Origin of the sequence: Tamlana sedimenti (assembly GCF_038148895.1) — a bacterium.
GTDB lineage: Bacteria > Bacteroidota > Bacteroidia > Flavobacteriales > Flavobacteriaceae > Tamlana.
Genome location: NZ_JBBVGQ010000001.1, coordinates 502,703 through 529,512, shown reverse-complemented (window position 1 = coordinate 529,512; position 26,810 = coordinate 502,703). Strand labels below are relative to the sequence as shown.

Genomic DNA, 26,810 nt, shown 5'->3' with positions numbered 1-26,810 from the left:
GCGCCTTTTTTTATAAACAAATATTGCATTTGTTAACAATGCGTTAATGTTAATCATTCAATATTACGTATTTTAGCGACGACTAATTTCAAATAATTAATTATGAAAAGAACTACGCATTTTTTAATGTGCGCTGTAGTGTTATTATTTTCTACAGTTTTATTAGCACAAAGTACAATTACTGGTACTGTTGTGGAAGCGGGAACAGATATCCCATTACCAGGTGCAAATGTTATTGAAAAAGGAACTTCAAATGGAGTGACATCCAACTTTGATGGAAATTTTACGATAACTACCAAAGCTTCCTCTGGTGAAATTGTAATAAGTTACATTGGTTACAATTCAAAAACCATTTCATTTTCTGGAGATCTTGCTTTAGGAAATGTTATCTTAGAGTCTAGTCAGGTAGGCTTAGAAGAAATTCAAATTATTGCTTCGGTGGCTGTTGACAGAAAGACACCGGTTGCCGTATCTACGGTAAAAGCTCAAGAAATTGAATTAAAACTAGGAACACAAGAATTCCCTGAAATTCTAAAATCAACCCCTGGAGTTTATGCTACAAAAGCAGGTGGTGGTTATGGTGACGGTCGAATCAATCTTAGAGGTTTTAACTCCGAGAATGTAGCTGTTATGATCAATGGTATTCCAGTAAACGATATGGAAAATGGTCGTGTTTATTGGTCTAACTGGGCGGGTCTTGGTGATGTTACAAGTACTATGCAGGTTCAAAGAGGTTTAGGTGCAGCTAAAATTGCAGTACCTTCTATTGGTGGAACAATTAATATCGTTACTAAAACTACAGATGCCGAAGAAGGAGGGAATGTAATCACTTCCATAGGTAATGATGGTTATTTTAAATATGGTTTAACTTACTCTACGGGATTAATGGACAGTGGTTTTGCTGCAACTGTTTCGGCAGCTAAAACTGAAGGGGATGGTTATGTTGATGGAACGGAATTTTCAGGAGTTTCTTATTTCGTAAATATTTCTAAAGAAATTAACGATGCTCATACATTGTCATTTTCTGCCTTTGGAGCAAAACAACGTCATGGACAAAGACAAAATATGCATTTGATTGAAACTTACAGAAATGCAGAAAGTGGAAGAAAGTTTAATGCTGACTGGGGATATAAAAATGGCCAAGTTACTTTCCAAGAAGATAACTTTTACAACAAGCCACAAATGTCTCTGAACCATTATTGGAATTTAAATGATAATACCTCTATTAATACTTCAGCATATGCATCATTTGGTTCTGGAGGTGGAGGCGGAACTGCCGGAGATTATAAATTTGGTTTAGATGCTACAACTGGACAAGGAGATTATAGAATAGGAGCTTTTGGCCCTATCGATTTTGACAAAATTGTAGATGAAAATATTGCGGCAGGTGCTAACGGAGCTGAGACCTATTTAAGAGCATCACGTAATGATCATAATTGGTATGGCGTTTTATCTACTTTAAAAACTAACCTTGCAGATGATTTAGTTTTATTGGCTGGGTTAGATTACAGATACTATAAAGGTATTCACTTTTCTGAAGTAACCGATTTATTAGGTGCCCAATTTGCCTTAGACGATGGAAATGTAAACAATCCTAACGCGGCATTGCAAGTAGGTGATAAAAGAGATTATTACAATGATGGCTTAGTAGGTTGGCTAGGTGCATTTGGTCAGTTGGAGTATGACGTTAACGCAAACTTTAATACGTTCATTTCTTTGGCAGCATCAAATACATCTTACAAAAGGGTGGATTATTTCAATTATTTAGATTCAGATCCTTTGCAAGAAACAGACCGATACAATTTCTTCGGATTCAGTGCCAAAGGTGGTGCTAACTATAGAATAGACGGTTATCACAATGTTTTCGCAAATCTTGGGTATTTTGAAAAGGCCCCCGGTTTTGATTCTGTGTTTTTAAATTTCACTAATGATAACATCAATGCAGATGCACCAAACCAAAAAATTTCGAGTTTTGAGCTTGGTTATGGCTATAGATCAGAAAAACTTTCGGGTAATATCAACCTTTACCATACCAGATGGAATGACCGTACAGAAACAGCGTCTTTTCAGCAACCAGATGGCACTAGAGCTGCTGCAAACATTTTGGGTGTTAACGCAATTCACCAAGGTATTGAATTGGATTTTATTTATAGAGCTTGTGAAAGTTTTAGTTTAACAGGTATGGTTTCTTTAGGTGATTGGAGATGGGACAGTAATGTAACAGATGTCGATATATTAGATGAAGACCAAAATGTAGTTGATACGGTTAACTTGTTTATTAAAGATTTACATGTTGCAGATGCTGCACAAACCACTATGGCTTTGGGTGCTAATTATAAATTCTCTGAAGATACCAGACTTATAATAGATTACAACTACTATGATAATCTTTATGCGGAATTTGATCCAAGTGATCGCGGAACCGCAGGTGCTCCAGATGCTTGGAAGATGCCGGCATATGGATTATTTGATATAGCAATGACCCACGGATTTAGCTTCGGGTCGTTCGATGCTACCTTAACCGCCAGAATGAACAATGTTTTTGATACAGAGTATATTTCTGATGCGCAAGATGGTTCTGGGTCAAATTCCGATACGGCTCTGGTATATTATGGTTTTGGAAGAACATTCAGCATCGGAGCCAAACTTAACTTTTAAAAATTTTGTAATATGAAAAGAATATTTTTTTGTTTAACGATTTTAGGAGCAACCATAGTTGGTTGTAATCCTTTGGAGGATATCTACAACGATATTGATGCGCAAGACAACCCAATAGTTGGTGACACGGCTTATGAGTTGACTGATGAAGATTACGATGATTTGGACAAGTCCTTTGGAAATTTTGATTCTGAAGATGAAGCTAAAACATTAATTCCAGAGCTATTGTCCGATAAATATCCTGTATGGGGTGAGGGTTCTTCAGCTTTGGTAACTTTCAAAGTTTATTCTCCAAAAAGGGAAGAAAGAAGCTTGATTAGATATACCGTATCTTCTGATGATTATGCCAATTTGGGACATACTTTTGGAAATTTTGATAGTAGCTCAGATATACAAGGATTTTTGGAATATAAGTATCCAGACCCAGCAGACAGAGTTTTAGTGTCGCTTACTTATAAGTACTATGATGGCAGTGTAAACACCTTAAACAATGGTTTCTTGTTTATAAATGGCGTTTGGGAAACCATTCTTGGCTTTACCGATGATGAATATGCTGTTATGGGAGAAGGTTTTCCTAACTTTTCTAACGAAGATGAGGCTATTGCCAAAATACCTGTCTTCTTGAAAGATAAATTTAAATATGAAACCAAAGCAGCAGGGGATATTCAGGCCACAATGTATAAACTATATACTACTGATGTTGATGATTTGGATGAAGATGGAAGAACAGACGATAGTACAACCTATAGCTATGTTAAGTATTTTATATTTGATGGTTCAGATTGGTCAGAGTATAATGATGTATTGGATATAACGCTTCAATTTGGTCATGATGGAACAACTTGGGTTCCGGATAACACAATTAAATACACATTGACAAGTGCAGATATTGCATTTATTTCAAATGCGTTTATTGATACATACCCTGGCCCAGCTGACAATGTTGGGTTCTTTGGAAGTTTTGACAGAAGATCGAGCAGTTCTAACTTTTGGTCTGAAAGCATGCTTTTAGAAGCATTTAATGCGTTATTGGATAACAAAGATCCTAACGCAGAAGAAGGACAAAAATACGTGCTTACCTATTTAATTTATAATGGGTCTACTACTAATGAAACAATGAGCGTTATAAAAACTGATGGCGTTTGGGTTTATCAATAGAATAGATGCTTAAATTTTAAAAAAGCCACCTCTCATTGGGGTGGTTTTTTTTCCTCAGAAGAATCCATATATTTATGATAATTATGAAAAGACTTTTATTATTACTCTTCACATGGGTTATATGCAGTTGCAGCTCAGGAGGCGATGATACACCACCACCAAAACAAGAGCCTGTTGATGATGGAAAACCAGTAGCCATTAACGATGCATTTACAACAGTTGAAGACAATGAAATTCAATTAACCGATTTATTGAGTAACGATACTGTGGTGGATAACGCCAAGGTTTCTTCTTTTGATTCAACAACCTCTGAAGGAGGAACGGTATCCGATGAGCGGTTGTACTATTTATATACACCCAAAGCAGGTTTTGTTGGTGAAGACACCTTTACCTATACATTATGTGATGATGATGGCACACCAAATTGTTCAACAGCAACGGTTACCATTACGGTTACAGATGAAGGAAATCCAACAGCAGAAGACGATGCTGTTAATGTTTTAAAAAATAGCACTAAGGTTCTTTCCTCGCTTTTGGATAATGACAACGTTATTGACGATGCCGTTATCGTTTCGGTTGATAATTCATTAACTATGGGTACGGTTGTTTTAAATACTGATGGCACAATAAGCTATACACCCCAAACAGATTTTACTGGCAATGATAGTTTTACATACACACTTTGTGATGATGATGAAACGCCAAATTGTGAAACAGCTATGGTAAATGTTACGGTGCTTTCGGCCATTAGCTTTAATATTCCTGCTGAATTTGCAGATTACTACAATGGCGTAGTGTTTTCTGAAGATGCTGGCTTAATGCTAGATGAATTGGAAAATTTAACAATTGCAATGCACACTACAATTCTTTCCTATGGACAAAGACATGAATATTTGTATAATGCAGATGCCGATTTATCTAATTCTGACAACGTTATATTGATGTATTCTGGCGAAAGCAGGTTTTGGCAAGAATATACTTCAGGAACAAACCCTTATTCTCCTCAAACTTTTAATACCGAGCACATTTATCCACAATCACTTTTAAGTTCAACTGATGCGGTAACCGATTTGCACCATCTCAGGTCTTGCGATGCAAATGTGAACAGTGAACGGCTAAACTACCCTTTTGCAGATAGTAATGGAACTTATAAGTTAATTGGAGAGACATGGTATCCGGGTGATGAGTGGAAAGGTGATGTTGCTAGAATGGTCATGTACTTAAACATTCGCTATGGAGAGATTTTTAGTAAAGTAGGGACATTGGATTTGTTTATACAATGGAACATTGAAGACCCTGTTTCACCATTTGAGGAACAGCGCAATAATGTTATTTACGGAGCACAAGGCAACAGAAATCCATTTATTGACAACCCATATTTGGCCACTTTAATTTGGGGAGGCAATGCTGCCGAAAACAGATGGAATTAAATAATATCTAAACGATAAAAATGATTTTAGAACCGCTTCCTTTTGAAGCGGTTTTTTTATGGGTTTTAATTATTACATTTGTGACATAAAATAAATTAAAGAATCATGTACGAAACTATAAAAGCACTTCACTCATATTGGGCATATTTGGTATTGATAGTTCTGGTAATCGCAACTTTTAGTGCTATTATCAAGACTATTGGAGATAAAGAATACGGTCCAAACGATTTCAGAAAATCACTGTTTACTTTGATTGTTTCACATATTCAATTGTTGATTGGTTTGGTGCTTTATTTTGTTTCGCCCAGATTGAAAATGTTTAGTGAATTGGGCATGGGCGAGGTCATGAAAGATTCCTTGAATAGGCTTTATTTGGTTGAGCATCCTTTAATCAACATTATTGCCGTTGCATTGATTACTATAGGCTATTCAAAGCATAAAAAGAAGCTTACTTCAAAAGTTAAATTAAAAACCATTGCTATTTTTTATAGCATTGCTCTAATTCTATTTTTATCCAGAATCCCATGGGATGCTTGGTTAGGATAGTTAATCGGTTTCCTTGATTAAATATACATAAACAGGAAAATGGTCGCTATAGCCGCCGCTAAAACCGCTATCGTTCCAACTTCTAAAAGGATAGCCTTTGTAGGGACCACTGTCTTCAATTAAATAATTTTTATTGAAAATACCTGCTTTATAAAAACGGAATGAGGAATAATCTTTTTCTAAAAGAGGTTTTGTTACCATTATTTGGTCAAACAAAAACCAATCATCACGGTAGGCGGTTGTGCCCAATCCATTTTTATAAAAATCTATAAACGGATTGTAAATACCCTTTAAGCCTACTTTACTTCTTTTGTTTTTAGCGTTTAAAACATCTTTAACGCTGGCATTATTTGGGTTGTCGTTTAAGTCGCCCATAATGAAAATCTTGGCGTAGGGGTCTATTACTTGCAGCGAATCTACCAAATACTTGTTCAACTTGGCGGCGGCAACACGTTTAGGTCTGCTTCGTTCTTCACCACCTCTCCTTGATGGCCAATGGTTCACAATGATATGGATTAAGTCATCTTCAAGCAGTCCACTAACCAATAATTGGTCTCTGGTGTAAACTCTTTGTTGGTCTTGGTCATCATATATTTTTAGTTCATGTGTGCTCGAGCTAATAGGAGTAAAGGCTTTCTTTTGGTATAAAAGTGCCACGTCAATGCCACGTCCATCAGGCGAATCAAAATGCACCATGCCATAATTTTTTTGTACCAACAAAGAGTCATTTACCAAATCTTCTAAAACAGATTTATTTTCAATTTCGCAAACCCCAATAATGCTAGGGGTGTTGTTGGTAACATCCTTGCCAATATCTGCAAGAACACGTGCCATATTGTGCACTTTTTGCTTGTAAATTTCTTGTTTATTGGCATTGAGCTCCATAATAGGGCTATATTCATCAAACTTATTAGGGTCGTTAATGGTATCGAATAAATTTTCCAAATTGTAAAAGGCCACGGTGTGGATTTTGAATTTTTTATCTTGGGCGCCAACGTTCATTAGCAAACCAAAAAATAAGACGGAGATACTGAATTTTAAATAGTTCATATTGATATAATACAGGTTGTGTTCATTGGTTTTATCTCAAAACCTAAGCCAAAGTTAAGTGATTATTATAAATGTTATAAATTTCTTTTTCATGCATTACTTTTTGTAATTTAAGCATCTAAATTTTCGTATGAACAGAACGCTACTTCTTTTTCTTTTTTGTGCATTTTCAATTGCTGTCTATTCGCAACAAACATTGATAAAGGGCAGCGTTAAAGATGCGCTTTCGTTTAACCCTTTGGAGGATGTTACCGTAACGATTGAAGAAACAAACCAATATGTTTTAACCAATGTTTTGGGCGAATTTGTGTTTCATGAAGATGTGCCATTGGGCGAGCAAGTCTTGCGAATTTCCAAAACGGGGTATTTAACAAACCGCTACCCTATTGTGGTGAATGAGGGTGAAACGGTAAATATTTTGGATATGATTTTAGAAATCAATACGGCATATTCAGCTGATTTGTTCACCATAACCTTGTCAGATGACGAGCTTAATGACGACTTCAGTGGCGCTGATAATATTTCTGGTTTGTTGGCGTCTTCCCTTGATGTGTTTCAGCGTACAGCGGCGTTTGAGTTCAGTTCGTCCTTTTTCAGAATGCGTGGGTTAGATTCCAATAACAGTTCCATTCTGATCAATGGCATTGAAATGAACAAAACCTATAATGGCAGACCGCAATGGAGTAATTGGGGAGGTATAAACGATGTGTTGAGAAACCAAGAATTGTCGTTGGGATTAACACCTTCAAGCTATACTTTTGGAGGCGTTTTGGGTTCTACGAACATTAATGTTAGGGCCTCAGAAGCCAGACCAGGTGGCCGGATTACCTATTCATCTTCAAACCGAAGTTATACCAATCGGCTCATGGCAACATACGCTTCAGGGTTGCTAAAAAATAATTGGGCGTATACCGTATCTTTGGGCAGACGTTGGGGAAATGAAGGTTATCAAGATGCTACTTTGTATAGTGCCAATTCGTTTTTTGCTTCCGTGGAAAAGAAAATCAGCGATAGGCACAGTTTAAATGTTGCAGCTATTTATACGCCAAACCGACGTGGAAAATCCTCGCCAAACACTCAAGAAATTTATGATTTAAAAGACATTCGATACAACGAATATTGGGGATGGCAAGATGGCGAACAACGAAACTCAAGAATTAAGGAGATTAATGAGCCCGTTGTGATGCTGAACCATTATTGGGATTTAAACAGCAAAACTACTTTGAACACGAATGTGGCCTACCAGTTTGGAAAAATGGGCAATAGCAGATTGGATTATAATGGGACTGATTTGGTGGATGGTTTTCCTCAAGGAGGTGGTGCCAACCCCAGTCCAGCATACTACCAAAAGCTGCCCAGTTATTATGAACGGAATTTTCCAAATGATTTGCAGTACGCTTACATGGCATTAAAGGATTTTCAAAATGACGGACAAATCAATTGGAATGCTATGTACGAGGCCAATATTGCCAATGCACAAAACGGTGGCAATGCCATTTATGCCTTGTATGAAGACCGTGTTGACGATTCACAGTTGACCTTAAATTCCATTTTGACTAGGGAAATAAATGACCATGTCATCTTAAATGCTGGCGTAAATTACAAAGCCTTAAAATCTGAAAATTTTGCACATGTTTTGGATCTTTTGGGTGCTTCGACCTATTTGGATGTTGATGGTTTCGCGACAGAGATTGATGAAGCCCAAAATGATTTACTAAACACAAACCGTATCGTTTCTGAAGGCGATAAATTCAAATATCATTACAATATTTTTGCCAATGAACTGAGCGGTTATGCCCAAGCACAGCTTACATATAATAAAGTAGATTTTTATATTTCTGGAAGTTTCAAATCTGCCCAATACCAACGTGAGGGCATATACCAAAATGGTGGGTTTCCAGATACTTCATTGGGCAAGGGTGAAAAACTAAACTTTATTGGTTTTGGGGGCAAAGGAGGATTCACCTATAAATTATCTGGTAAACATGTTTTTAATATCAATACAGGTTACATTTCCAGACCACCATCCATACAAAACACCTTTTCAAACGCTCGTGAAAACCATAATGTAGTTCCAAATATTTCAGAAGAAAAAATAATTTCCACCGATGGCAGTTATATATTTCGATCGTCCATTGTGAAAGCCAAACTAACGGGCTATTACACAAAAATTACCGATGCTAGTGAAATATCCTTCTTTTTTGCCGATGGTGTTGGGGGTGATAATGCTGTTTTTGTACAGGAGATTTTGCAGGGTATTGATAAAAAACACATTGGGGCAGAACTGGGTATTGAAGCCCAAGTAACCCCAACGATTAAATTAAAGGGCGCAGCAGCCATTGGTCAATTTACGTACGATAATAACCCCAATCTATACCTTTCTACCGAACCAGACGATGAATCGGTAGCTGCCGGTTTTGTTGATGGGTTTAAGGATTTCGGGCATTCCAATCTTAAAAATTACAGACTGTCTTCGGGGCCACAAAATGCCTATTCTATTGGTTTTGAATATCGCGATCCAGATTTTTGGTGGGTTGGTGCCACGGCCAATTTTTTTGCCAACACCTATATTGATGTGAGCCCGTTAACGCGGTCTTCAAATTTTAGCACCGATTTTGACGGCAATGTGTTCCTTGATTACGATGAAAAATTGGCCAAAGTTTTGCTCAAGCAAGAGCGTTTTGATGACTATATGGTAGTTAATTTGGTGGGTGGCAAAAGTTGGAAAATAGGGGAATATTATGTGGGGCTATTTGCGAGTGTAAACAATCTTTTGGATGAGGTTTATAAAACCGGAGGTTTTGAGCAAGGTAGAAATGCCAATTATAGAGAACTTCGAGATGATAAAGCCTTGAACACGCCTGTTTTCGGACCAAAATATTGGTACGGACGAGGCACTACCTATTTTTTGAATTTAAACTTTAGATTTTAAGCCAATGACATACCTGATAGGCAGGTGGATAAAAAAATAAACAGATGAAAAAGATAAAATCAATTTTAGGCATTTTGACAATGACATTGCTTTTGGCATCCTGCGTTCAGGATGATGATTTTAACGTGCCTGATATTTCTATTACCGAACCCGAAATTTCACAGGCGCAAATCACCACATTTAAGACCATTAAATCGTTGTATGAGCAGGCGGTCAACAACGGAAATAGCACAGCTACAATAGACGATGATACCGATTTGTACATTGAGGGCTATGTGGTGTCCTCAGACAAAACAGGAAACTTTTTTGAAGAACTCATCATTCAAAACAAAACGGATGACAGCAACCCAGATAATGACCCAAGAATAGGATTTCGGGTAAGCATCAATGTAAGTAAACTTTCGAATACTTATCAATTCGGACAAAAGGTGTATGTCAAGATGAATGGCTTGAGCATTGGCGAAGAAAATGGCGTCATCACCATAGGCAAAGGAGATGGCGTAAACGTAGAACAAATTCAGGCTGCCGAGTATAAGGACATCATTTTAAGAAGTAATGAAATTGCTACCATATCACCAAAAGTTGCGGGATTGGCTGATTTAACGGATTGGGACCAAAACACACTCATTAAGCTCGATAACATACAGCTCAATCGGTTTGAAATTGGAGCGAGCTTTGCCAGTGAATCCTATGATGAGTTTGACGGTTTCCGTGTGTTGGAAAGCTGCGATTCGGGTATTTCCATCATGATGCAAACCAGTACGTTTGCCGATTTTAAATCGTTGATTGTGCCACAAGGACGAGGTAGTGTTACGGGTATTTTTAGTCGCGATTTTGGTGATGATTTTAACGTATTGATTCTTAACAGTTCTGCCGATGTTAATTTTGAGAATACGGAGCGTTGCGATTCGTTGGAATTGAGTTGTGGTATTGCTTCAACATTAGGTACAGGCAATTTGTTTTACGAAGATTTTGAATCGCAAAGCAACAATAGGCCTATTGAAGGCAATGGTTGGACCAATTATATTGAGGCAGGGACCGAGGCGTGGGAAGGCTATTCCTCAACGTCATCAAATGCGTCATTGGGGCGTTCAGCACGGTTTCAGTCGGCTAGTTCGGGTGATGTGAGCAATATTGGTTGGCTCATTACACCTGCCATAAATTTAGATGCTCAAGATGGTGAAACCCTTCGATTTAAAACATCCAACAGTTTGGCCGACAGCAGTTATATGGAAGTGCTGTATTCATTGGATTGGGATGGCAACGAGGCCAATATTACTTCGGCTACATGGGGCGTCCTGTCTGATGCTTATGTGGTAAAAGATACAGATTCGTTTGTGGAATGGTTTAATTCTGGAACGGTAGATTTATCTTGTGTTTCAGGTACTATTTACATTGCCTTTAAGTACACGGGTAGCGGACAGGATAGCTTTGATGGTGTTTACGAGTTGGATGAAATTAGCATTGATTTTGTGGAGTAAGATTCTTAAATGAATCGTCATTCTGAGCGATAGCGAAAGAATCTGTTGCAGTGGAGTTCCATTTATAGGATTGGCGCAGCACCGCGTCCTTCACAATAACTTTACTTCCTAAAAATAGCATATACCGGAAAATGGTCACTATAGCCCCCTTTGTACTTGGGGCCAACATAGGTTCTAAAGGGTTTGCCTTTGTATTTTCCTTTAAAGAGTTTTAAAAAGTCGGTATCAAAAATTTCAGCTTTATCAAAACTTAAGGTGTCGGGGGTAGCTTCGAAGAAGTTGGTTGAAAAAATAATTTGGTCGAACAAGTTCCACTTAAAATTATGGTTTGTTGTTCCTCGATTGTAGGTATGCAAAACCTCCATGGGGTTGAATAAATCGCAACTGTTCACCAAACGTCTTATACTGTTGCTGGATGGGTCGTCATTAAAATCGCCAATCACTACAATTTTGGCATTGGCGTCTTCATTTTTTAAACGCTCAGTAATTTCTATCACTTTATCGGCGGCAGCAAAGCGCTTAAATTCGGTTTCTTCAGCCCCCTCTCTTCTGGAGGACCAATGGTTGACTAACACATGAATTTTTTCTTGGTCAAGCAATCCAGAAACCAATAAAATATCTCTGGTATAATCAGGTTCACCATCTTCATCAACCAAATGCACGCTAAAGGTTTCAGAATGTAACACTTCAAAAGCATCCGCATCATAAATCAAGGCCGTATCAATACCGCGTTCGTCAGGCGAATTATAATGCACATAGCTATAATTGAGGTCCTCCAAATGTTTTGAGGCTATTAAATCTTCAACTACCTTGGCGTTTTCAACTTCAGCTAAACCAACAATAGCAGGGTGTTTTCCCGTTTCTTTTCTACCGATATTTGAAATAGCAAAACTTAATTTTCTCAATTTGTTTTGATAACGTTTGGGTGTCCACTTTTTCGTCGAAATGGGCAAAAAGTCATTGTCGCCCATATTTTTCGGGTCGTCTTGAGTATCAAACAAGTTTTCAAGGTTGTAAAACCCTATGGTTTGTAAATCATTCCGAACAGGAATATTTTCAAAATCTTCAATCATAAATCCAAAAATAGCTTTTAAAATATAAAAAAGAAAATGCTGGCAATTGTGTAAATTTGTGCATTATTTGTTTTTATGATAGAAAAGAAAGATGTTGCTTTAGAAAAAGCAGTTTTAATTGGGATAATAACAAGGGAGCAGGACGAGGAAAAATCTAAGGAATACTTGGATGAATTGGAGTTTTTAACCTATACGGCGGGTGGTGAAGTGGAAAAGCGTTTTACCCAAAAAATGGAAAAGCCCGACCCCAGAACATTTATCGGTACCGGAAAGTTGGAGGATGTACGCAAATATATCAAAGAGCATGAGATTGACACGGCTATTTTTGATGACGAACTTTCGGCGGCACAAGAGCGAAACATCAGTAAGGCACTTGATGTTAAGGTTTTGGATAGAACAAATCTGATTCTCGATATTTTTGCCCAACGTGCCCAAACTAGTTATGCGCGTACCCAAGTAGAATTAGCACAATGCGAATATTTACTACCAAGATTACGAGGTATGTGGACGCACCTTGAACGCCAAAAGGGTGGTATTGGTATGCGCGGACCTGGTGAAACCGAGATAGAAACCGATAGGCGAATTGTTCGTGATAAAATAGCACTACTTAAAGAGCGTATTAAAACTATTGACAAGCAAATGGCCGTGCAACGTGGCAACCGCGGAAAAATGGTTCGCGTGGCTTTGGTGGGTTATACTAACGTTGGCAAATCTACCCTAATGAACGTGATTAGCAAAAGTGAAGTTTTTGCTGAAAACAAACTGTTTGCCACTTTGGATACGACCGTTAGAAAAGTAGTGATTCAAAATTTGCCCTTTCTGTTGAGTGATACGGTTGGTTTTATTAGAAAACTGCCCACACAATTGGTTGAAAGTTTTAAAAGTACCTTGGATGAAGTTCGAGAAGCTGATTTGTTATTGCACATTGTGGACATTTCACACCCAAATTTTGAGGAACACATTGATTCTGTAAACAAGATTTTAGGCGAAATAGATAGCAACGATAAACCAACCATCATGGTGTTCAATAAAATTGACGCCTATAAAGCTGAGCCATTAGCCGAGGACGATTTGGAAACCGAGCGTACCAAAAGACATTACACACTGGCTGAGTGGAAAAAAACCTGGATGAACAAAATTGGGGACAATGCTTTGTTTATTTCTGCGTTAAATAAGCAAAACTTAGAAGATTTTAAAAAGCGGGTTTATGATGAAGTGAGGCAAATTCATGTAACGCGTTTTCCATACAACCATTTCCTGTATCCGGACTACGAAGAGGAAAATTAAAAGACCATATTTTTCATGAATAGGATTTCAAATCTGCTTAAAAGAAAATGGATTAAATGGAGTCTTATTGGGGTGGCTGCGGTTATTGCTTTTTTTGTCATCCTTTATTTTAGTATTTATTGGGGTGCTTTTGGCAAGTTGCCTACCAAAGAAGAACTCAGTTCTATAAAACAGGAACAAGCCACCCAAGTATTGGATAAAAATGGCAAACTGATTGGTAAATATTATATTTTCGACAGGCAGCCACTTAAGTTCAATGATTTTCCAAAACATCTTATTGATGCTTTAATTGCTACCGAAGATGTTCGATTTTTTGAACACGATGGGGTTGATAATGTGAGTTTGGTGCGCGTGTTTGTGAAAAACATCATCCTTCAGGACAAATCAGCCGGTGGCGGAAGTACCATTACTTTGCAGTTGGCTAAAAATCTGTTCGGGCGAAAGGATTATGCCATGTTCAGTATGCTCATCAATAAATTTAAGGAGGCCATTATCGCCAAACGTCTTGAAGATATTTATTCGAAAAACGACATTTTAACCATGTATTTCAATACGGTGCCGTTTTCAGATAATACCTATGGCATTGAAAGCGCAGCACAAAAATTCTTCAACAAAACCACCTCAGAGTTAACAACAACCGAAGCTGCCACTTTGGTAGGCACGTTAAAGGCGAACAATTATTTTAATCCGCGATTGAACATTCAGCGCAGCCAAGACCGGCGCAATGTGGTGTTGAATCAAATGGTGAAATATGGCTACTTGGCGGAAGATTCATTGGACATGCTACAAAATGAAAAGTTGGTTTTAAATTACCGTTCTTTTAATCATGATTTGGGTTTGGCGCCTTATTTTAGGGAACAGGTGAAAAAGGAATTATCAGCCATTTTAGATTCCATAAAAAACCCTGAAGGGGAACCATATGATTTGTATAAAGATGGGTTGATTGTACATACCACTTTAGATTCCGATATGCAAAAGTTGGCAGAGGAAGCCATGAAAGAACATTTGTCGCAATTGCAAATCGACTTTGAAAAATCGTATGGCAATAATGCCCCATGGGAGACCAATGAAAGGATTATTGAAACCGCTATGAAAAATCTACCTAAATATAAAGCCTACAAGGAAGCTGGATTATCTGAAAAACAAATTCAAGATTCATTGGCTAAAAAGCGACCGATTGAGCTTTTCGGTTGGAAAGGTGATACCATTAAAACAGTTACCTTAAAGGACAGTTTGCAGCATTATCTTAAATTTCTAAATACAGGCATGCTTGCCATAGAACCCAAAACGGGGGCTATTCAAGCTTACATTGGGGGTATAGATTATCGATTTTTCAAGTACGACCACGTGTCTCAAAGCGAACGGCAAGTGGGATCAACATTCAAACCTTTTGTTTATACGGCGGCTATTGAAAATGGTATGAAACCTTGTACGTACTTTTCGTTGGCAGAAGTGACCTATAAAAATTATGACGATTGGACGCCCACCAATTCAGGAACAACAGAGGAAGACCCATACATCAATTACACTTTGGAAAAAGCCTTGAGCCATTCGGTAAATACCATTGCCGTAAAAGTGTTGGACAAGGTGGGCATCCCCAAAGTGCATGAGCAAGTTAAAAAGCTGGGCATCGCAAAGGAATTGCCCAACCAACCCTCGTTGGCATTGGGTGTGGCTGAAATTAATTTAAGGCAGTTAACAGGCGCTTATGCCAGTTATTTAAATGAAGGTAAGGCCGTAAAACCCTATGCCATTACCAAAATAGAAGACCGCCACGGTAACATCATCGCCTCCTTTAAACCCAAAGTAGTAATGGAAGAAGCGTATAGTAATTACACCCGAGAAGTGATGTTGGAAATCATGAAATCTACGGTTAATTCTGGTACGGCAGCCCGACTGCGAAGCACCTATAATTTAAAAAATGATATAGCGGGAAAAACGGGTACCACCCAAAATAATAAGGACGGTTGGTTTGTGGGCTTAACCCCTAATTTGGTGACCGTAACTTGGGTGGGCAATGATAACCACAGCATTGGGTTTAAAACCACAGCAATGGGGCAGGGTGCCAACTCGGCATTGCCCATTTTTGCCAAATTTTACCAAAAACTGAATGGCGAAAGCAATTACAATAGTATTACCAACGCCAAGTTTAAAACCCCGTCACCACAGGTTTTGGAAGACCTAAATTGTGAACCCGAAAAACGTGATGGATTTTTTAAACGGTTGTTTGGTAGGAAGAAAAAGACCAAAAGGTTTAAGTAGGATAATTGTCAAAAATGAAAAAATAAAAACGCTTCCTAAAAATGGAAGCGTTTTTATAAATCAGTTTAGACCTAAGTGTTAAAACTTATAACTCAACCCAACAGTATAATAAGATTGTAAATCGTTATTTACATCATCAAAGCCAGTAGCTGTTGGTGGGGTTTGCATTAAAGCATAATTTAAGGCTTCTTGTTTATTGCTACGCAAACCAAAATCAAAACCAACACCAATCATTTTCCAAAGGGTGTAGCTAAAAGAGTTGGTCCAAGTCCAGTTGGAGTAGTCACTACTTTTATAACTCTGGAAAGCCGACAGGTTGGTTTTAAAGTTTACGGCACCAATAGATCTGGTGTAATCGGCCACGATTTTAGCACCCAAAGACGATTCAAAAACCGTGTCCCCACTGCTAAATACAAAGTTGTAGTTTAAAGGGTGTATCACCACAATAAGGTTGTCAATGGGCGTCCAAGTGGCGCCAACCCCTAAATCTAAATAGCCAGGGTCGTTAAAGTTGTCCAACAACGTGGTTCTATATTCCATCAATCCAGAAGCCGCCAATGATTTTGTAATGTTTCTACCGTATAGTGAGGACAGGTTGAACACATCGGTAGTTGGGTTAAAGCTTTCATCGTCGTTTGGATTATCTTTATCATCCAATTTCACCCAATTTAAGTTTGTACTTAAGGCGTTTCGCCAGAAAAACTTTTCTTCAATTAAATTGGCATAAGCGTTTAAGGTAAAACCAATATTACCCGAGGAGTTGTTTGGTGCACCTTGGGCATACCATTTGCTAAAATTGGATAAGCTGCCACCAATAGTACCAAAAGCACCTGTTCTCCAGCCTGGTAGGGCATCAATTTTTGCTTGAATGGCTTTGGCCTCTTTTTGTGCGGCATCTGCCTCGGCTTGCTTTTCAGCTTTTTGGGCCTGTAATTCTTCTTTTGTTTGAGCGTTTATCGAAACTATTCCGATAAGAAACACAATTAATAATAGAGTTCTTCGCATGCGTTCTGTTTTTTTATATGTACGTAAATATAACATTATTTTTGTTGCAAATTATGTTATAAATGGATTGATAATTAACAGTTTTAAGACCCAGTTTTGTGCTGAAGTCACATTTAAAAACGGAAATTATTTCTTTTTGAAGAGTGGTACCGAAGAGCAGGCCTCGCCGTACATAATGGATGTTGCAACGGGTTTTAACTTATTGGCTAGCATGATGTATGCGTTTTGCGGCACGGGTTTTTTGGAGCAGCCTTTTATAATAAGAGGTTTGCCTTTAAACTCCGTAACATCCAAGTTATTGATGACATCTTGGTAAATGGAAGTTTCCAGTTGTTCCAAATTGCCAATCACTACTTTTTTTGCAAAGGGTTCCAAATGAAGACTGATGAGCATAAATGCCCACCCGGGAATTATGGCATCGGTGGTACAAGTGAGCGCTACATAACTGTCTTGGTATTGCGACCAATCGTATTCTGCCACCTGATTTCTAAAATCTTTTTCGCGCAGCACGAATCCTTCAAAAAGCCAGTCTTTAATATCGAACAATACGCGTTGCCCTTTAGGATAATAGTCCTCGAGGTTGATGGCAACCAATTTGCTGTTCGCAACGCGATTTATGATTTCGTCTGGCATATACTTTTTTAAAGAAATTCTTCCCTAATTGGATTAAAACTGTCTATCAGTCTTACATGTTCTGTTAGGGTTTGTACTGTATGGTTGAGGTTGGACTCAATTTTAAAAACATCACCTTCGTTTAGTAGATATTCCCGATCCTCAACAAATAATTTTAAAGAACCACTGACTACATAGGTAATTTGCTCATGCGGGTGGTTGTGAGGTGGGTCTGGTTGTTCCATAGGACCGTTGGTAAAATCAATTACCGTAATCATTAGGTCATTTAAGTGAACAACTTTTCTGTTTAAATTCGGATTTAAAGCAACAAAACCTTCATTGCTTTTTATGACTTCTTTAGCCATTATATCTCTTTATTTTTGTTTGGTTTCCCGTTTTCACGGGAATGACAATTTCAAGGGAAACCTCAAGGAATTCTTTTTCAATTAAAGCATGCCTAGTTCTAACTTTGCCTCTTCGCTCATTAGCTCTTGTGTCCATGGCGGATCGAAGGTGATTTCAACCTCTGCACTGTTCACAGCGTCCAAAGATTTTACTTTTTCTTCAACCTCAAGGGGCAGTGTTTCGGCAACGGGGCAGTTGGGCGTTGTAAGTGTCATCAAGATTTTTACGTCGTAATCTTCATTGACGAACACATCATAAATCAACCCCAATTCGTAAATGTCTACGGGAATTTCTGGGTCGTAAATAGTTTTTAAAACCCCTACTATTTTTTCACCCAATTCTGTTGTATCTATAGTTGAATCGCTCATTTTTTATAGGTTATTTGTTAAGTTGTGTGGTGTTAAGTCGATAAACAACGACTCTGCAACAAACAACTAGTCTAATTTAACTGTGTTTGATATGCAATGGCATACATTTTTAATTGCTTCACCATACTAACCAAACCATTGGCGCGTGTTGGTGACAAATGTTCCTTTAAACCAATTTTGTCTATAAAATCGGTGTTGGCGTCAATAATATCTTTTGGGTGCTGATTTGAAAACACGCGGATTAAAATAGCAATAATGCCTTTGGTTATTATGGCATCACTATCGGCTGTAAATACAATTTTATCGTCCTTCATTTCGGCATGAACCCAAACTTTGCTTTGGCAACCTTTTATAATGTTGTTATCGGTTTTGTATTGGTCGTCAATTAAGGGTAAATCTTTCCCCAAATCAATCATATATTGGTAGCGCTCTTCCCAGTCTTCAAACATGGAAAATTCGTCTATTATTTCGTTTTGTATTTCTTCAATTGTCATACTTAAATTTTAAACAAAAATACGATAAGAATTTAAGAAAGCATCATTTTCGCTTTTTTAACCCCTTCAATCAAGGCGTCAATTTCCGCTTTGGTGTTGTAAAAGGCAAACGAAGCACGCACGGTGCCCGGAATTTTGTAAAAATCCATGATGGGTTGTGCACAATGGTGGCCAGTACGAACAGCAATGCCCATCTTGTCTAAAATAGTGCCCACATCGTAAGGGTGAATACCTTCTAGATTAAATGAAATAACCGATGTTTTGTGTTTTGAGGTGCCGTAAATTTTAAGCCCTTCAATTTCTAATAGCTTTTCGGTGGCGTATTCAAGCAACTCGTTTTCGTAGGCTGAGATATTATTAAAGTCGATATGGTTCATATAATCTATAGCCGCACCGAAAGCTATACCTCCACAAATATTGGGCGTTCCGGCTTCAAATTTATGGGGCAATTCGGCATATGTGGTTTTTTCGAAAGTTACCTCAGCAATCATTTCGCCTCCACCTTGGTATGGTGGAAGTTTTTTAAGCCATTTTTCTTTTCCGTAAAGCATGCCAACACCTGTAGGACCGCACATTTTATGGGCTGAAGCCACGTAAAAATCGACATCCAATTTTTGAACATCTGGGATTAAATGTGGACATGATTGTGCTCCGTCAACCAAAACTACTGCACCAACTTGGTGTGCTTTATAAATGATATCTTCAATGGGATTTATGGTTCCCAAGGCATTTGAAATATGGTTTACAAAAACCAGTTTCGTATTGTTGGAAAGAAGCTTATCAAATTCATCCATAACCAACTCACCATCATTATTCATGGGAATGACTTTAAGCGTTGCACCTGTGCGCTCGCACAACATTTGCCAAGGCACAATATTGCTGTGGTGCTCTAAAGCCGATACAATGATTTCATCGCCTTTTTTTAAAAGGGATGAAAAGCCGTTTGCGACCAAATTAATGCCATGTGTTGTTCCTGAGGTAAAAATAATTTCATGGGTGAACATAGCATTGAAATGCGCCCTAATCTTTTCACGAGATTGTTCGTAAAGGTCAGTCGCTTCTTGGCTCAATGTATGTACCCCGCGATGTATGTTGGCATTGTAATTTGAATAGTAATCTACAATGGCATCAATAACTTGTTTTGGGGTTTGCGAGGTTGCAGCATTATCAAAATAAACCAACGGTTTGCCATTTACTTTGCGAGAAAGAATGGGGAAATCTTTTCTTATTTCTTCTACATTGAACATGGCGGTTATTTTTAGCCCCGAATGGGGCATGTTGAAACTTGATTTGGTAGCCCTTCGACTCCGCTCAGGGTAAACTTAAATAGCTTCAAATAATTTTAAAGGTCGAAACCAATATTAACACCCAATTTATTGGCAATAATCTTGGTGATGCGTTGTTTTATTTCTGGAATTTTCACCGAACTTAACACATTGTTGCTGAAGGCGTACATTAAAAGCCCTTTGGCCTCTTTTTCAGGAATGCCGCGAGTTCGCATGTAAAACATAGCGCTTTCGTCCAATTGGCCAATGGTACAACCGTGTGAACATTTAACGTCATCTGCAAAAATTTCCAATTGAGGTTTGGTATTTATGGTTGCTTTGTCGCTTATTAAAATGTTGTTGTTTGCTTGAAAAGCATTGGTTTTTTGTGCTTCTTTTTCAACGATGACTTTTCCGTTGAAAACACCTATGGAGTTTCCGTCAAAAATGCCTTTGTAATCTTGATGGCTTTCGCAATTTGGCTCAATATGGTGAACCAACGTATTGTGGTCTACATGTTGTTTGTTGCCTATGATGGTAACTCCTTTTAAAGTAGAATCAATACGTTCACCGTTTTGGAAAAAGTTAAGGTTGTTGCGCGTTAATTTTCCTCCAAAACTGAACGTGTGCACTGAGGCAATACTTTCTTGTTTTTGGTTGATGAAGGTATTGTCAATAAGTGATGCGTTGTCATTGTCATTCTGGATTTTATAATAATCAACAATGGCACGTTTGTTTGCGAAAATTTCGGTAACGCTATTGGTCAACACAGCATTGTCAGTTAAGCTTTGGTGGCGCTCAATAATCTGCACGTGGCTATTCTCGTCTACCACAATTAAGTTACGCGGCTGCAACATAGTTGCCGATTCGTTACCTGTTGAAAAATGTATAATTTGAATTGGTTTTTGAACCAATTTGTTTTTTGGAATATGGATGTATGCTCCTTCACTTGAGAAAGCGGTGTTCAAGGAAGACAAGCTGTCTTTAGTGGCAACTTTGTTAAAATAATTTTCAATGACCAAACGGTATTTGGGTTTTGAAAATGCCGCTGACATCAAACAAATATCCATCCCTTCATGCGTGGTTTGTGACAAGTGCGAAGAATATTTACCGTCAATAAATACAATTTTATAGGTATCTATGTCGTGAATAAAATATTTTTTAATATCTCTATACTCCAAGCCTGTTTCGCGCTTAGGGAAAACACTGTAATCTTCTTTGAGAATTTTGTTTAAGGACGTGTATTTCCAGGCTTCTTCCTTTTTTGTTGGGAAGCCTTTTTCTTCGAATATTTTTATGGCATCAGAACGAACGTCGTGTATATAAGTGTCTACGTCAACACTATTTTCAAACGCCATGAATGATGATACTAATTTGTCTTTTAAATCCATTTTTTAATTGTTTCAAGTTTTTTGTTCAATGTTTCAAGTTGGTTGAAAACATAAAATCAAATGTTATTTAAACTTGTTCCCTTTAAAATCCTTTTTGTTTAAGTATGAAATGAAAGCAGCAATTCTTTTGCTTAATTTTTCATGTTCATCTACTAATATTTTTAGTTTTTCTTCTGAAATATATCCAGAATCATAAACTCGATATAATTGAGACCTGGTTTCTCCTGCAGAACCTTTGGCGATTGAAAGAAATTGTCTGAACTCCAAATTCCCATCTCTTTCAAAACCTTCAGCTATATTGTCCATTACAGAACCTGAAGCAGCTTTTATTTGGTCTTTTAACCTAAAATCATTTTTTAAATCTGATTCATTGCTGACATCCTTGATTTAATTGAATAGCCTTCTGGCTTCTTGCCAAATTTCCAAATCCTCAAATCGTTTTATTGTAGCCATTAACCTGAAACAAAAAACTTAAAACGCAATAATTGGCTAAACCAATTCTTGCTTAATCCAGTCGTATCCTTTTTCTTCAAGTTCGTGAGCCAATTCTTTTGGTCCGGATTTTACAATTTTACCGTTGTGTAAAACATGAACAAAATCCGGTACGATATAATCCAACAAGCGTTGATAGTGGGTAATCACTACAACGGCATTGTCTTTACTTTTTAGTTTATTAACGCCATTTGCTACAATGCGCAGCGCATCAATATCTAAACCTGAATCTGTTTCATCAAGTATAGCTAACTTAGGCTCAAGCATGGCCATTTGGAAAATTTCATTGCGCTTTTTCTCTCCACCGGAAAACCCTTCGTTTAACGAACGGGATAAAAATTTGCGGTCTATTTCCAAAAGCTCTGATTTTTCACGGATAAGTTTAAGCATGTCCTTCGCGGGCATTTCTTCTAGTCCTTTCGCTTTACGTGTTTCATTAATGGCCGTTTTCATAAAGTTGGTCACCGATACTCCTGGAATTTCCACGGGATATTGGAACGATAAAAATATGCCTTTGTGCGCACGCTCTTCGGCAGCCAATTCATCAATATCTTCACCTAAAAATTCAATGCTACCTTTAGTTACTTCGTAGTCTTCTTTTCCGGCAATAACCGAAGCCAATGTACTTTTACCTGAACCGTTTGGCCCCATAATAGCATGAACTTCACCTGCTTTTACCTCAAGGTTTATACCTTTAAGTATACTTTTATCCTCAACACCTGCGTGTAAATTGTTAATCTTTAACATAATTACTGTTCTCCTAGTTTTACAACGTTATTTTCATCTTTAGGAATTGGGTTTACACTGAGAATTTCAGCGACTTCAACCTTATTTTCCCAAAGAATTTTTTCATCTTTTTGATTTGTGATTTTTCCTCTTATTTCCACTTGAACCATGTCGGTTGGTTCCTTTTTATATTTTTCGGCGAGTTGGTTCAGCTCTTTAAGTTTATCCGTAATAAAAAGACCATAAATATTGGCATGTGTTTGCAAAACAGCGGCTCCATCATATAAAACAAATTGCCCTTTCAGTAAAGTGAGCCCATCATTTTGTTTATCTGTTCTTTCTTCTGTTTTTGAAGTGCCAGTATCCTCGGTTTGTTTAGATTTGGCTTCATTTTTACAGCTTATAAATGCTATAAAAACCAATGTGGTAAATAATAGTCTTTTCATTTTGAGTTGTTTATCCAACACTTCCCTCTAAACTTATTTCCAATAATTTTTGAGCTTCAACGGCAAACTCCATTGGGAGTTTATTCAACACCTCTTTGCTAAATCCATTTACAATAAGGGCGATTGCTTTTTCGGTATCAATACCACGCTGATTACAATAGAATATTTGGTCTTCACCTATTTTACTGGTTGTTGCCTCGTGTTCTATTTTGGCCGATTTGTTTTTCGCTTCAATATAAGGAAAGGTGTGTGCGCCACATTCATTACCCATCAACAAACTATCGCATTGCGAAAAGTTACGGGCGTTGTCAGCTCTTGAATTAATTTGAACCAATCCGCGGTAGCTGTTTTGTGATTTTCCTGCTGAAATACCTTTTGAAATGATGGTAGATTTAGTGTTTTTTCCTAGATGAATCATCTTTGTACCCGTATCGGCCTGCTGAAAATTATTGGTCACAGCGATAGAATAAAACTCCCCAACCGAATTATCACCTTTCAACACACAACTTGGGTATTTCCAAGTAATGGCCGAACCGGTTTCTACTTGAGTCCATGAAATTTTTGCGTTTTTCTCGCACAATCCACGCTTGGTCACAAAATTATAAACACCACCTTTGCCTTCAGAATTTCCCGGAAACCAGTTCTGTACCGTGCTATATTTAATTTCAGCATCTTCCAATGCAATCAACTCTACAACTGCAGCGTGCAACTGATTTTCATCTCTACTTGGTGCGGTACAGCCTTCAAGGTAACTTACATAACTGCCTTCATCGGCAATTACAAGTGTTCTTTCAAATTGGCCGGTACCGGCTTGATTGATTCGGAAATAAGTTGATAGTTCCATCGGGCATTTAACACCTTTAGGGATATAGCAAAACGAGCCATCGCTAAAAACGGCAGAGTTTAAAGCCGCATAAAAATTATCTTTTTGAGGAACTACTGTACCTATATATTTTTTAACAAGTTCAGGGTGTTCTTTAATAGCTTCACTGATGGAACAGAAAATAATGCCCTTTTCACCCAAAGTTTTCTTAAACGTTGTTGCTACCGAAACTGAATCAACTACCACGTCCATGGCAACACCGGCAAGCTTTTTTTGCTCATCAAGTGAGATACCCAATTTTTCGAAAGTTGCCAATAATTCCGGGTCTACTTCATCCAAACTATCATATTTTGGCTTTTTGTTTGGTGCAGAATAGTAGGAAATAGCCTGAAAATCTGGTTTTTTGTATGTTACGTTTGCCCATTCAGGTTCAATCATTTTTTGCCAAGCACGAAACGACTCCAAGCGCCATTCTGTCATCCATTCAGGTTCTTCTTTTTTAACAGAAATAGCTCGAACAATGTCCTCATTCAAACCCACAGGGAATGTGTCAGATTCTATATCGGTATAAAATCCATATTCATATTCCTTGGTTTTAAGTTCTTCCCTTAAATCGTCTTCGGTATATTTATTCATTGTTTTTGTTTATAAAGAGAAACTTTCACCACAACCACAAGTACGGTTGGCGTTCGGATTGTTGAATACAAAACCTGTTCCGTTTAATCCTCCAGAGTATTCCAAAGTAGTGCCTACTAAATATAAAAAGCTTTTTTTGTCTACAATAATTTTTACGCCGTTATCTTCAAACACTTTGTCACCTTCTTGTTGTTCTTTATCAAACTTTAAATCGTAGGACAGCCCAGAACATCCACCGCTTTTAACACCAACGCGCACAAAGTCCGTTGCAGCATTATAGCCATCATCGGCCATAAGCTCAAGTACTTTCTTTTTTGCTGTTTCAGATACTTTTATCATGTTGCATTAATTAGATTTAGACATCTGGCTAAATAATTTTTATTAAGACAGTTTCTAAATAGGGTACAAATATACAATATAAGTCATGGATAACAGCATTTCCTAACATTATATTAGCATATAGTTTTATAGCTTTTCCTTATACATTGGCGAAGCTTGGTTTGTGGATGACGAATGCCGTCAATGACGATGACTAAATGAAGTTTTATAATGCAAAATCATTTAAGTGACCTGACTAATTTTTGTTCATAAAGAGTTAAAAACAAAATTAGCTTCTTATTTTTGCCCTATGATAGAAGATAAGAATCAACAACGAACGAAATTAAGTGATATAGGGGAATTTGGACTGATAGACCACTTGACTAAAAATTTTAAAATAAAGCGAAAATCCACTTTAAAAGGAGTTGGAGATGATGCCGCCGTTTTAAATTTTAAAGACAAAAATATTGTAGTTACGACGGATTTACTTGTTGAGGGAGTCCATTTTGATTTAAGTTACATGCCATTAAAACACTTAGGTTACAAGGCGATTATCGTTAACTTATCAGATGTTTATGCCATGAATGCTCAGGCTACCCAAGTTACGGTTTCAATCGCTGTTTCCAATAGATTCCCATTAGAAGCTTTGGAAGAACTGTATGCCGGCATGGAAACTGCAGCCTCAATTTATGGTGTCGATGTTGTTGGTGGAGACACCACAAGCTCAACAAGTGGGATGTTAATTTCTGTAACAGCCATTGGAGAGGTGGTTCCTCAAAATGAAACATACAGAAGTGGTGCAAAACCAAATGACCTACTGGTCGTTACTGGAGATTTGGGTGCGGCCTACATGGGTTTACAGGTTCTAGAGCGTGAAAAGGAGGTATATAAAGTTAATCCGCAAAATCAACCGGATTTAGAACTGTACACCTATATAATAGAGCGACAGTTAAAGCCTGAGGCGAGAAAGGATATTATAAAATTGCTCGAAGACCTCAAGGTTAAGCCAACATCTATGATTGATATTAGTGATGGTCTGTCTTCCGAAATTATGCATTTGTGCAAACATAGCAAGGTAGGTTGCGATTTGTATGAAGAAAAAATTCCGTTAGATCCGCAAGTTATCTCAACATGCGAAGAGTTTAATATAGACAGTACAACGGTGGCATTAAATGGAGGAGAGGATTACGAATTATTATTTACCATTTCTCAGGCCGATTTCCCAAAAATAAAGGCTAATCCCAATTTAACGGTCATAGGCTATATGAAGGAAGCCACTGAAGGTGCGCACTTAGTTACTCGAGCAGATACTAAAATTCCGCTGAAGGCTCAAGGTTGGAAAAATTTTAATGACTAAAGACGAGCAGATGGTCTTGCTTGAACGTGGTTTGTTTGTTAATTGCCCTAAGAATTCGTTTGTTGTGAACGCGTTCTAAAACCTCGTTTATTTCTTTAAATTTTGGAGTAAGTTCGGTTAATCGACCGTTGCTGTTTGTGGTAAATTCTTTGTTACAATTTTTACATTTATATTCTCTAACATGATAGGTTACTTGTTTGGTTTCCTTAATGTCATGTCCAAATACTTTACAATGGATGCTTCTCATGTTTTGCACATATTAATTACGTTTTGAGAGAGAGCTTGAAAGTATTAAAAAGTGCTGAAAAATTGTTAATAAGTGGTTAGTAAATCGATGAAACGAGCGATTTCTTCTTTAAACGTTCAGTCCTAGAGAGGTGTATGCGTTCTAAAATGGCATTGATTTCCTTAAATTTGGGAGTAAGCTCTATTAATTTACCATTGCTGTTGGTGGTCAGTTCCTTTTTGCAATGTCTGCAGGTATACTCCTTAACATGGTAAGTTACTTTTTTAGTAACTTGATAATCATGACCAAAAAGATTGCAGTACATTCTAGGAATTAAAGTAGGTTTAGAAGTAGAATTTTTCATGATTT

24 protein-coding genes and 1 pseudogene are annotated in these 26,810 nt (G+C 37.6%); 9 read left to right on the top strand and 16 right to left on the bottom strand.

The window, feature by feature from the left end; translation table 11 throughout:
* Window positions 1-102 precede the first annotated feature (102 nt).
* From WJN01_RS02360 to WJN01_RS02345, 4 genes are all read left to right on the top strand, one after another.
* Window positions 103-2,658, top strand: a complete 2,556-nt coding sequence (locus tag WJN01_RS02360; protein ID WP_445195552.1) for a TonB-dependent receptor — start codon at window positions 103-105, stop codon at window positions 2,656-2,658.
* 12 nt (window positions 2,659-2,670) lie between these two features.
* Window positions 2,671-3,816 carry a hypothetical protein gene (locus WJN01_RS02355; protein WP_445195551.1) on the top strand — a complete coding sequence of 382 codons (1,146 nt, stop codon included), beginning with the start codon at window positions 2,671-2,673 and terminating at the stop codon, window positions 3,814-3,816.
* A gap of 83 nt (window positions 3,817-3,899) precedes the next feature.
* Complete coding sequence (locus tag WJN01_RS02350; protein ID WP_445195550.1) at window positions 3,900-5,246, top strand: endonuclease; 1,347 nt, start codon at window positions 3,900-3,902, stop codon at window positions 5,244-5,246.
* 105 nt (window positions 5,247-5,351) lie between these two features.
* Window positions 5,352-5,792 (top strand): hypothetical protein, encoded by a 441-nt coding sequence (locus tag WJN01_RS02345; RefSeq protein WP_445195549.1) that lies wholly within the window; start codon window positions 5,352-5,354, stop codon window positions 5,790-5,792.
* Here the strand turns inward: WJN01_RS02345 and WJN01_RS02340 are convergent, their stop codons facing one another.
* On the bottom strand, window positions 5,793-6,842 hold the full coding sequence (locus WJN01_RS02340) for an endonuclease/exonuclease/phosphatase family protein (protein WP_445195548.1): 1,050 nt from the start codon (window positions 6,840-6,842) through the stop codon (window positions 5,793-5,795).
* A 130-nt stretch (window positions 6,843-6,972) separates the two neighbouring features.
* Between WJN01_RS02340 and WJN01_RS02335 the strand changes: the two genes are divergently transcribed.
* Both WJN01_RS02335 and WJN01_RS02330 read left to right on the top strand, forming a co-directional pair.
* Complete coding sequence (locus tag WJN01_RS02335) at window positions 6,973-9,774, top strand: carboxypeptidase regulatory-like domain-containing protein (RefSeq protein WP_445195547.1); 2,802 nt, start codon at window positions 6,973-6,975, stop codon at window positions 9,772-9,774.
* Between the two features lie 44 nt (window positions 9,775-9,818).
* Window positions 9,819-11,255: a DUF5689 domain-containing protein gene (locus WJN01_RS02330; protein WP_445195546.1), complete on the top strand. Its 1,437-nt coding sequence runs from the start codon at window positions 9,819-9,821 to the stop codon at window positions 11,253-11,255.
* Between the two features lie 101 nt (window positions 11,256-11,356).
* On the opposite strand, the gene WJN01_RS02325 is transcribed toward WJN01_RS02330, so the two are convergent.
* Complete coding sequence (locus WJN01_RS02325; protein WP_445195545.1) at window positions 11,357-12,328, bottom strand: endonuclease/exonuclease/phosphatase family protein; 972 nt, start codon at window positions 12,326-12,328, stop codon at window positions 11,357-11,359.
* Window positions 12,329-12,403: 75 nt separating this feature from the next.
* On the opposite strand from WJN01_RS02325, the gene hflX reads away from it, so the two are divergent.
* Window positions 12,404-13,615 carry a GTPase HflX gene (hflX, locus tag WJN01_RS02320; RefSeq protein WP_445195544.1) on the top strand — a complete coding sequence of 404 codons (1,212 nt, stop codon included), beginning with the start codon at window positions 12,404-12,406 and terminating at the stop codon, window positions 13,613-13,615.
* A 15-nt stretch (window positions 13,616-13,630) separates the two neighbouring features.
* On the top strand, window positions 13,631-15,877 hold the full coding sequence (locus WJN01_RS02315; RefSeq protein WP_445195543.1) for a penicillin-binding protein 1A: 2,247 nt from the start codon (window positions 13,631-13,633) through the stop codon (window positions 15,875-15,877).
* Between the two features lie 78 nt (window positions 15,878-15,955).
* Here WJN01_RS02315 and WJN01_RS02310 read toward each other — a convergent pair whose 3' ends face one another.
* The 12 genes and pseudogenes from WJN01_RS02310 to WJN01_RS02255 form a co-directional block, all read right to left on the bottom strand.
* Window positions 15,956-16,882 (bottom strand): DUF3078 domain-containing protein, encoded by a 927-nt coding sequence (locus tag WJN01_RS02310; RefSeq protein ID WP_445195542.1) that lies wholly within the window; start codon window positions 16,880-16,882, stop codon window positions 15,956-15,958.
* 126 nt (window positions 16,883-17,008) lie between these two features.
* Window positions 17,009-17,515, bottom strand: coding sequence for a DUF2480 family protein (locus tag WJN01_RS02305; RefSeq protein ID WP_445195541.1), 507 nt, complete (start codon window positions 17,513-17,515; stop codon window positions 17,009-17,011).
* An 8-nt stretch (window positions 17,516-17,523) separates the two neighbouring features.
* Window positions 17,524-17,859, bottom strand: coding sequence for a cupin domain-containing protein (locus WJN01_RS02300; RefSeq protein ID WP_445195540.1), 336 nt, complete (start codon window positions 17,857-17,859; stop codon window positions 17,524-17,526).
* An 81-nt stretch (window positions 17,860-17,940) separates the two neighbouring features.
* Entirely contained in the window at window positions 17,941-18,267 is a 327-nt protein-coding gene (locus tag WJN01_RS02295) for a DUF59 domain-containing protein (protein WP_370477644.1), read from the bottom strand.
* A gap of 71 nt (window positions 18,268-18,338) precedes the next feature.
* Complete coding sequence (locus WJN01_RS02290) at window positions 18,339-18,761, bottom strand: SufE family protein (protein ID WP_445195539.1); 423 nt, start codon at window positions 18,759-18,761, stop codon at window positions 18,339-18,341.
* Between the two features lie 32 nt (window positions 18,762-18,793).
* Complete coding sequence (locus WJN01_RS02285; RefSeq protein ID WP_445196287.1) at window positions 18,794-20,008, bottom strand: aminotransferase class V-fold PLP-dependent enzyme; 1,215 nt, start codon at window positions 20,006-20,008, stop codon at window positions 18,794-18,796.
* Between the two features lie 95 nt (window positions 20,009-20,103).
* The gene (gene sufD / locus WJN01_RS02280) at window positions 20,104-21,417 is read right to left on the bottom strand and encodes a Fe-S cluster assembly protein SufD (protein WP_445195538.1); all 1,314 of its coding nucleotides are present in this window, start codon (window positions 21,415-21,417) and stop codon (window positions 20,104-20,106) included.
* 63 nt (window positions 21,418-21,480) lie between these two features.
* A pseudogene (locus WJN01_RS02275) lies at window positions 21,481-21,870 on the bottom strand (four helix bundle protein).
* Window positions 21,871-21,906: 36 nt separating this feature from the next.
* Window positions 21,907-22,656, bottom strand: a complete 750-nt coding sequence (sufC, locus tag WJN01_RS02270) for a Fe-S cluster assembly ATPase SufC (protein ID WP_445195537.1) — start codon at window positions 22,654-22,656, stop codon at window positions 21,907-21,909.
* A gap of 2 nt (window positions 22,657-22,658) precedes the next feature.
* Entirely contained in the window at window positions 22,659-23,081 is a 423-nt protein-coding gene (locus tag WJN01_RS02265) for a hypothetical protein (protein WP_445195536.1), read from the bottom strand.
* Between the two features lie 10 nt (window positions 23,082-23,091).
* Entirely contained in the window at window positions 23,092-24,540 is a 1,449-nt protein-coding gene (sufB, locus tag WJN01_RS02260; RefSeq protein WP_445195535.1) for a Fe-S cluster assembly protein SufB, read from the bottom strand.
* A 9-nt stretch (window positions 24,541-24,549) separates the two neighbouring features.
* Window positions 24,550-24,879 (bottom strand): HesB/IscA family protein, encoded by a 330-nt coding sequence (locus tag WJN01_RS02255; RefSeq protein ID WP_370477653.1) that lies wholly within the window; start codon window positions 24,877-24,879, stop codon window positions 24,550-24,552.
* A gap of 289 nt (window positions 24,880-25,168) precedes the next feature.
* Between WJN01_RS02255 and thiL the strand changes: the two genes are divergently transcribed.
* On the top strand, window positions 25,169-26,215 hold the full coding sequence (gene thiL, locus WJN01_RS02250; protein WP_445195534.1) for a thiamine-phosphate kinase: 1,047 nt from the start codon (window positions 25,169-25,171) through the stop codon (window positions 26,213-26,215).
* Here the strand turns inward: thiL and WJN01_RS02245 are convergent.
* Both WJN01_RS02245 and WJN01_RS02240 read right to left on the bottom strand, forming a co-directional pair.
* The gene (locus tag WJN01_RS02245) at window positions 26,205-26,462 is read right to left on the bottom strand and encodes a DUF1660 family phage protein (protein ID WP_445195533.1); all 258 of its coding nucleotides are present in this window, start codon (window positions 26,460-26,462) and stop codon (window positions 26,205-26,207) included. The genes thiL and WJN01_RS02245 overlap by 11 nt on opposite strands.
* A 76-nt stretch (window positions 26,463-26,538) precedes the next feature.
* Entirely contained in the window at window positions 26,539-26,805 is a 267-nt protein-coding gene (locus WJN01_RS02240) for a DUF1660 family phage protein (RefSeq protein ID WP_445195532.1), read from the bottom strand.
* Window positions 26,806-26,810: the final 5 nt, after the last annotated feature.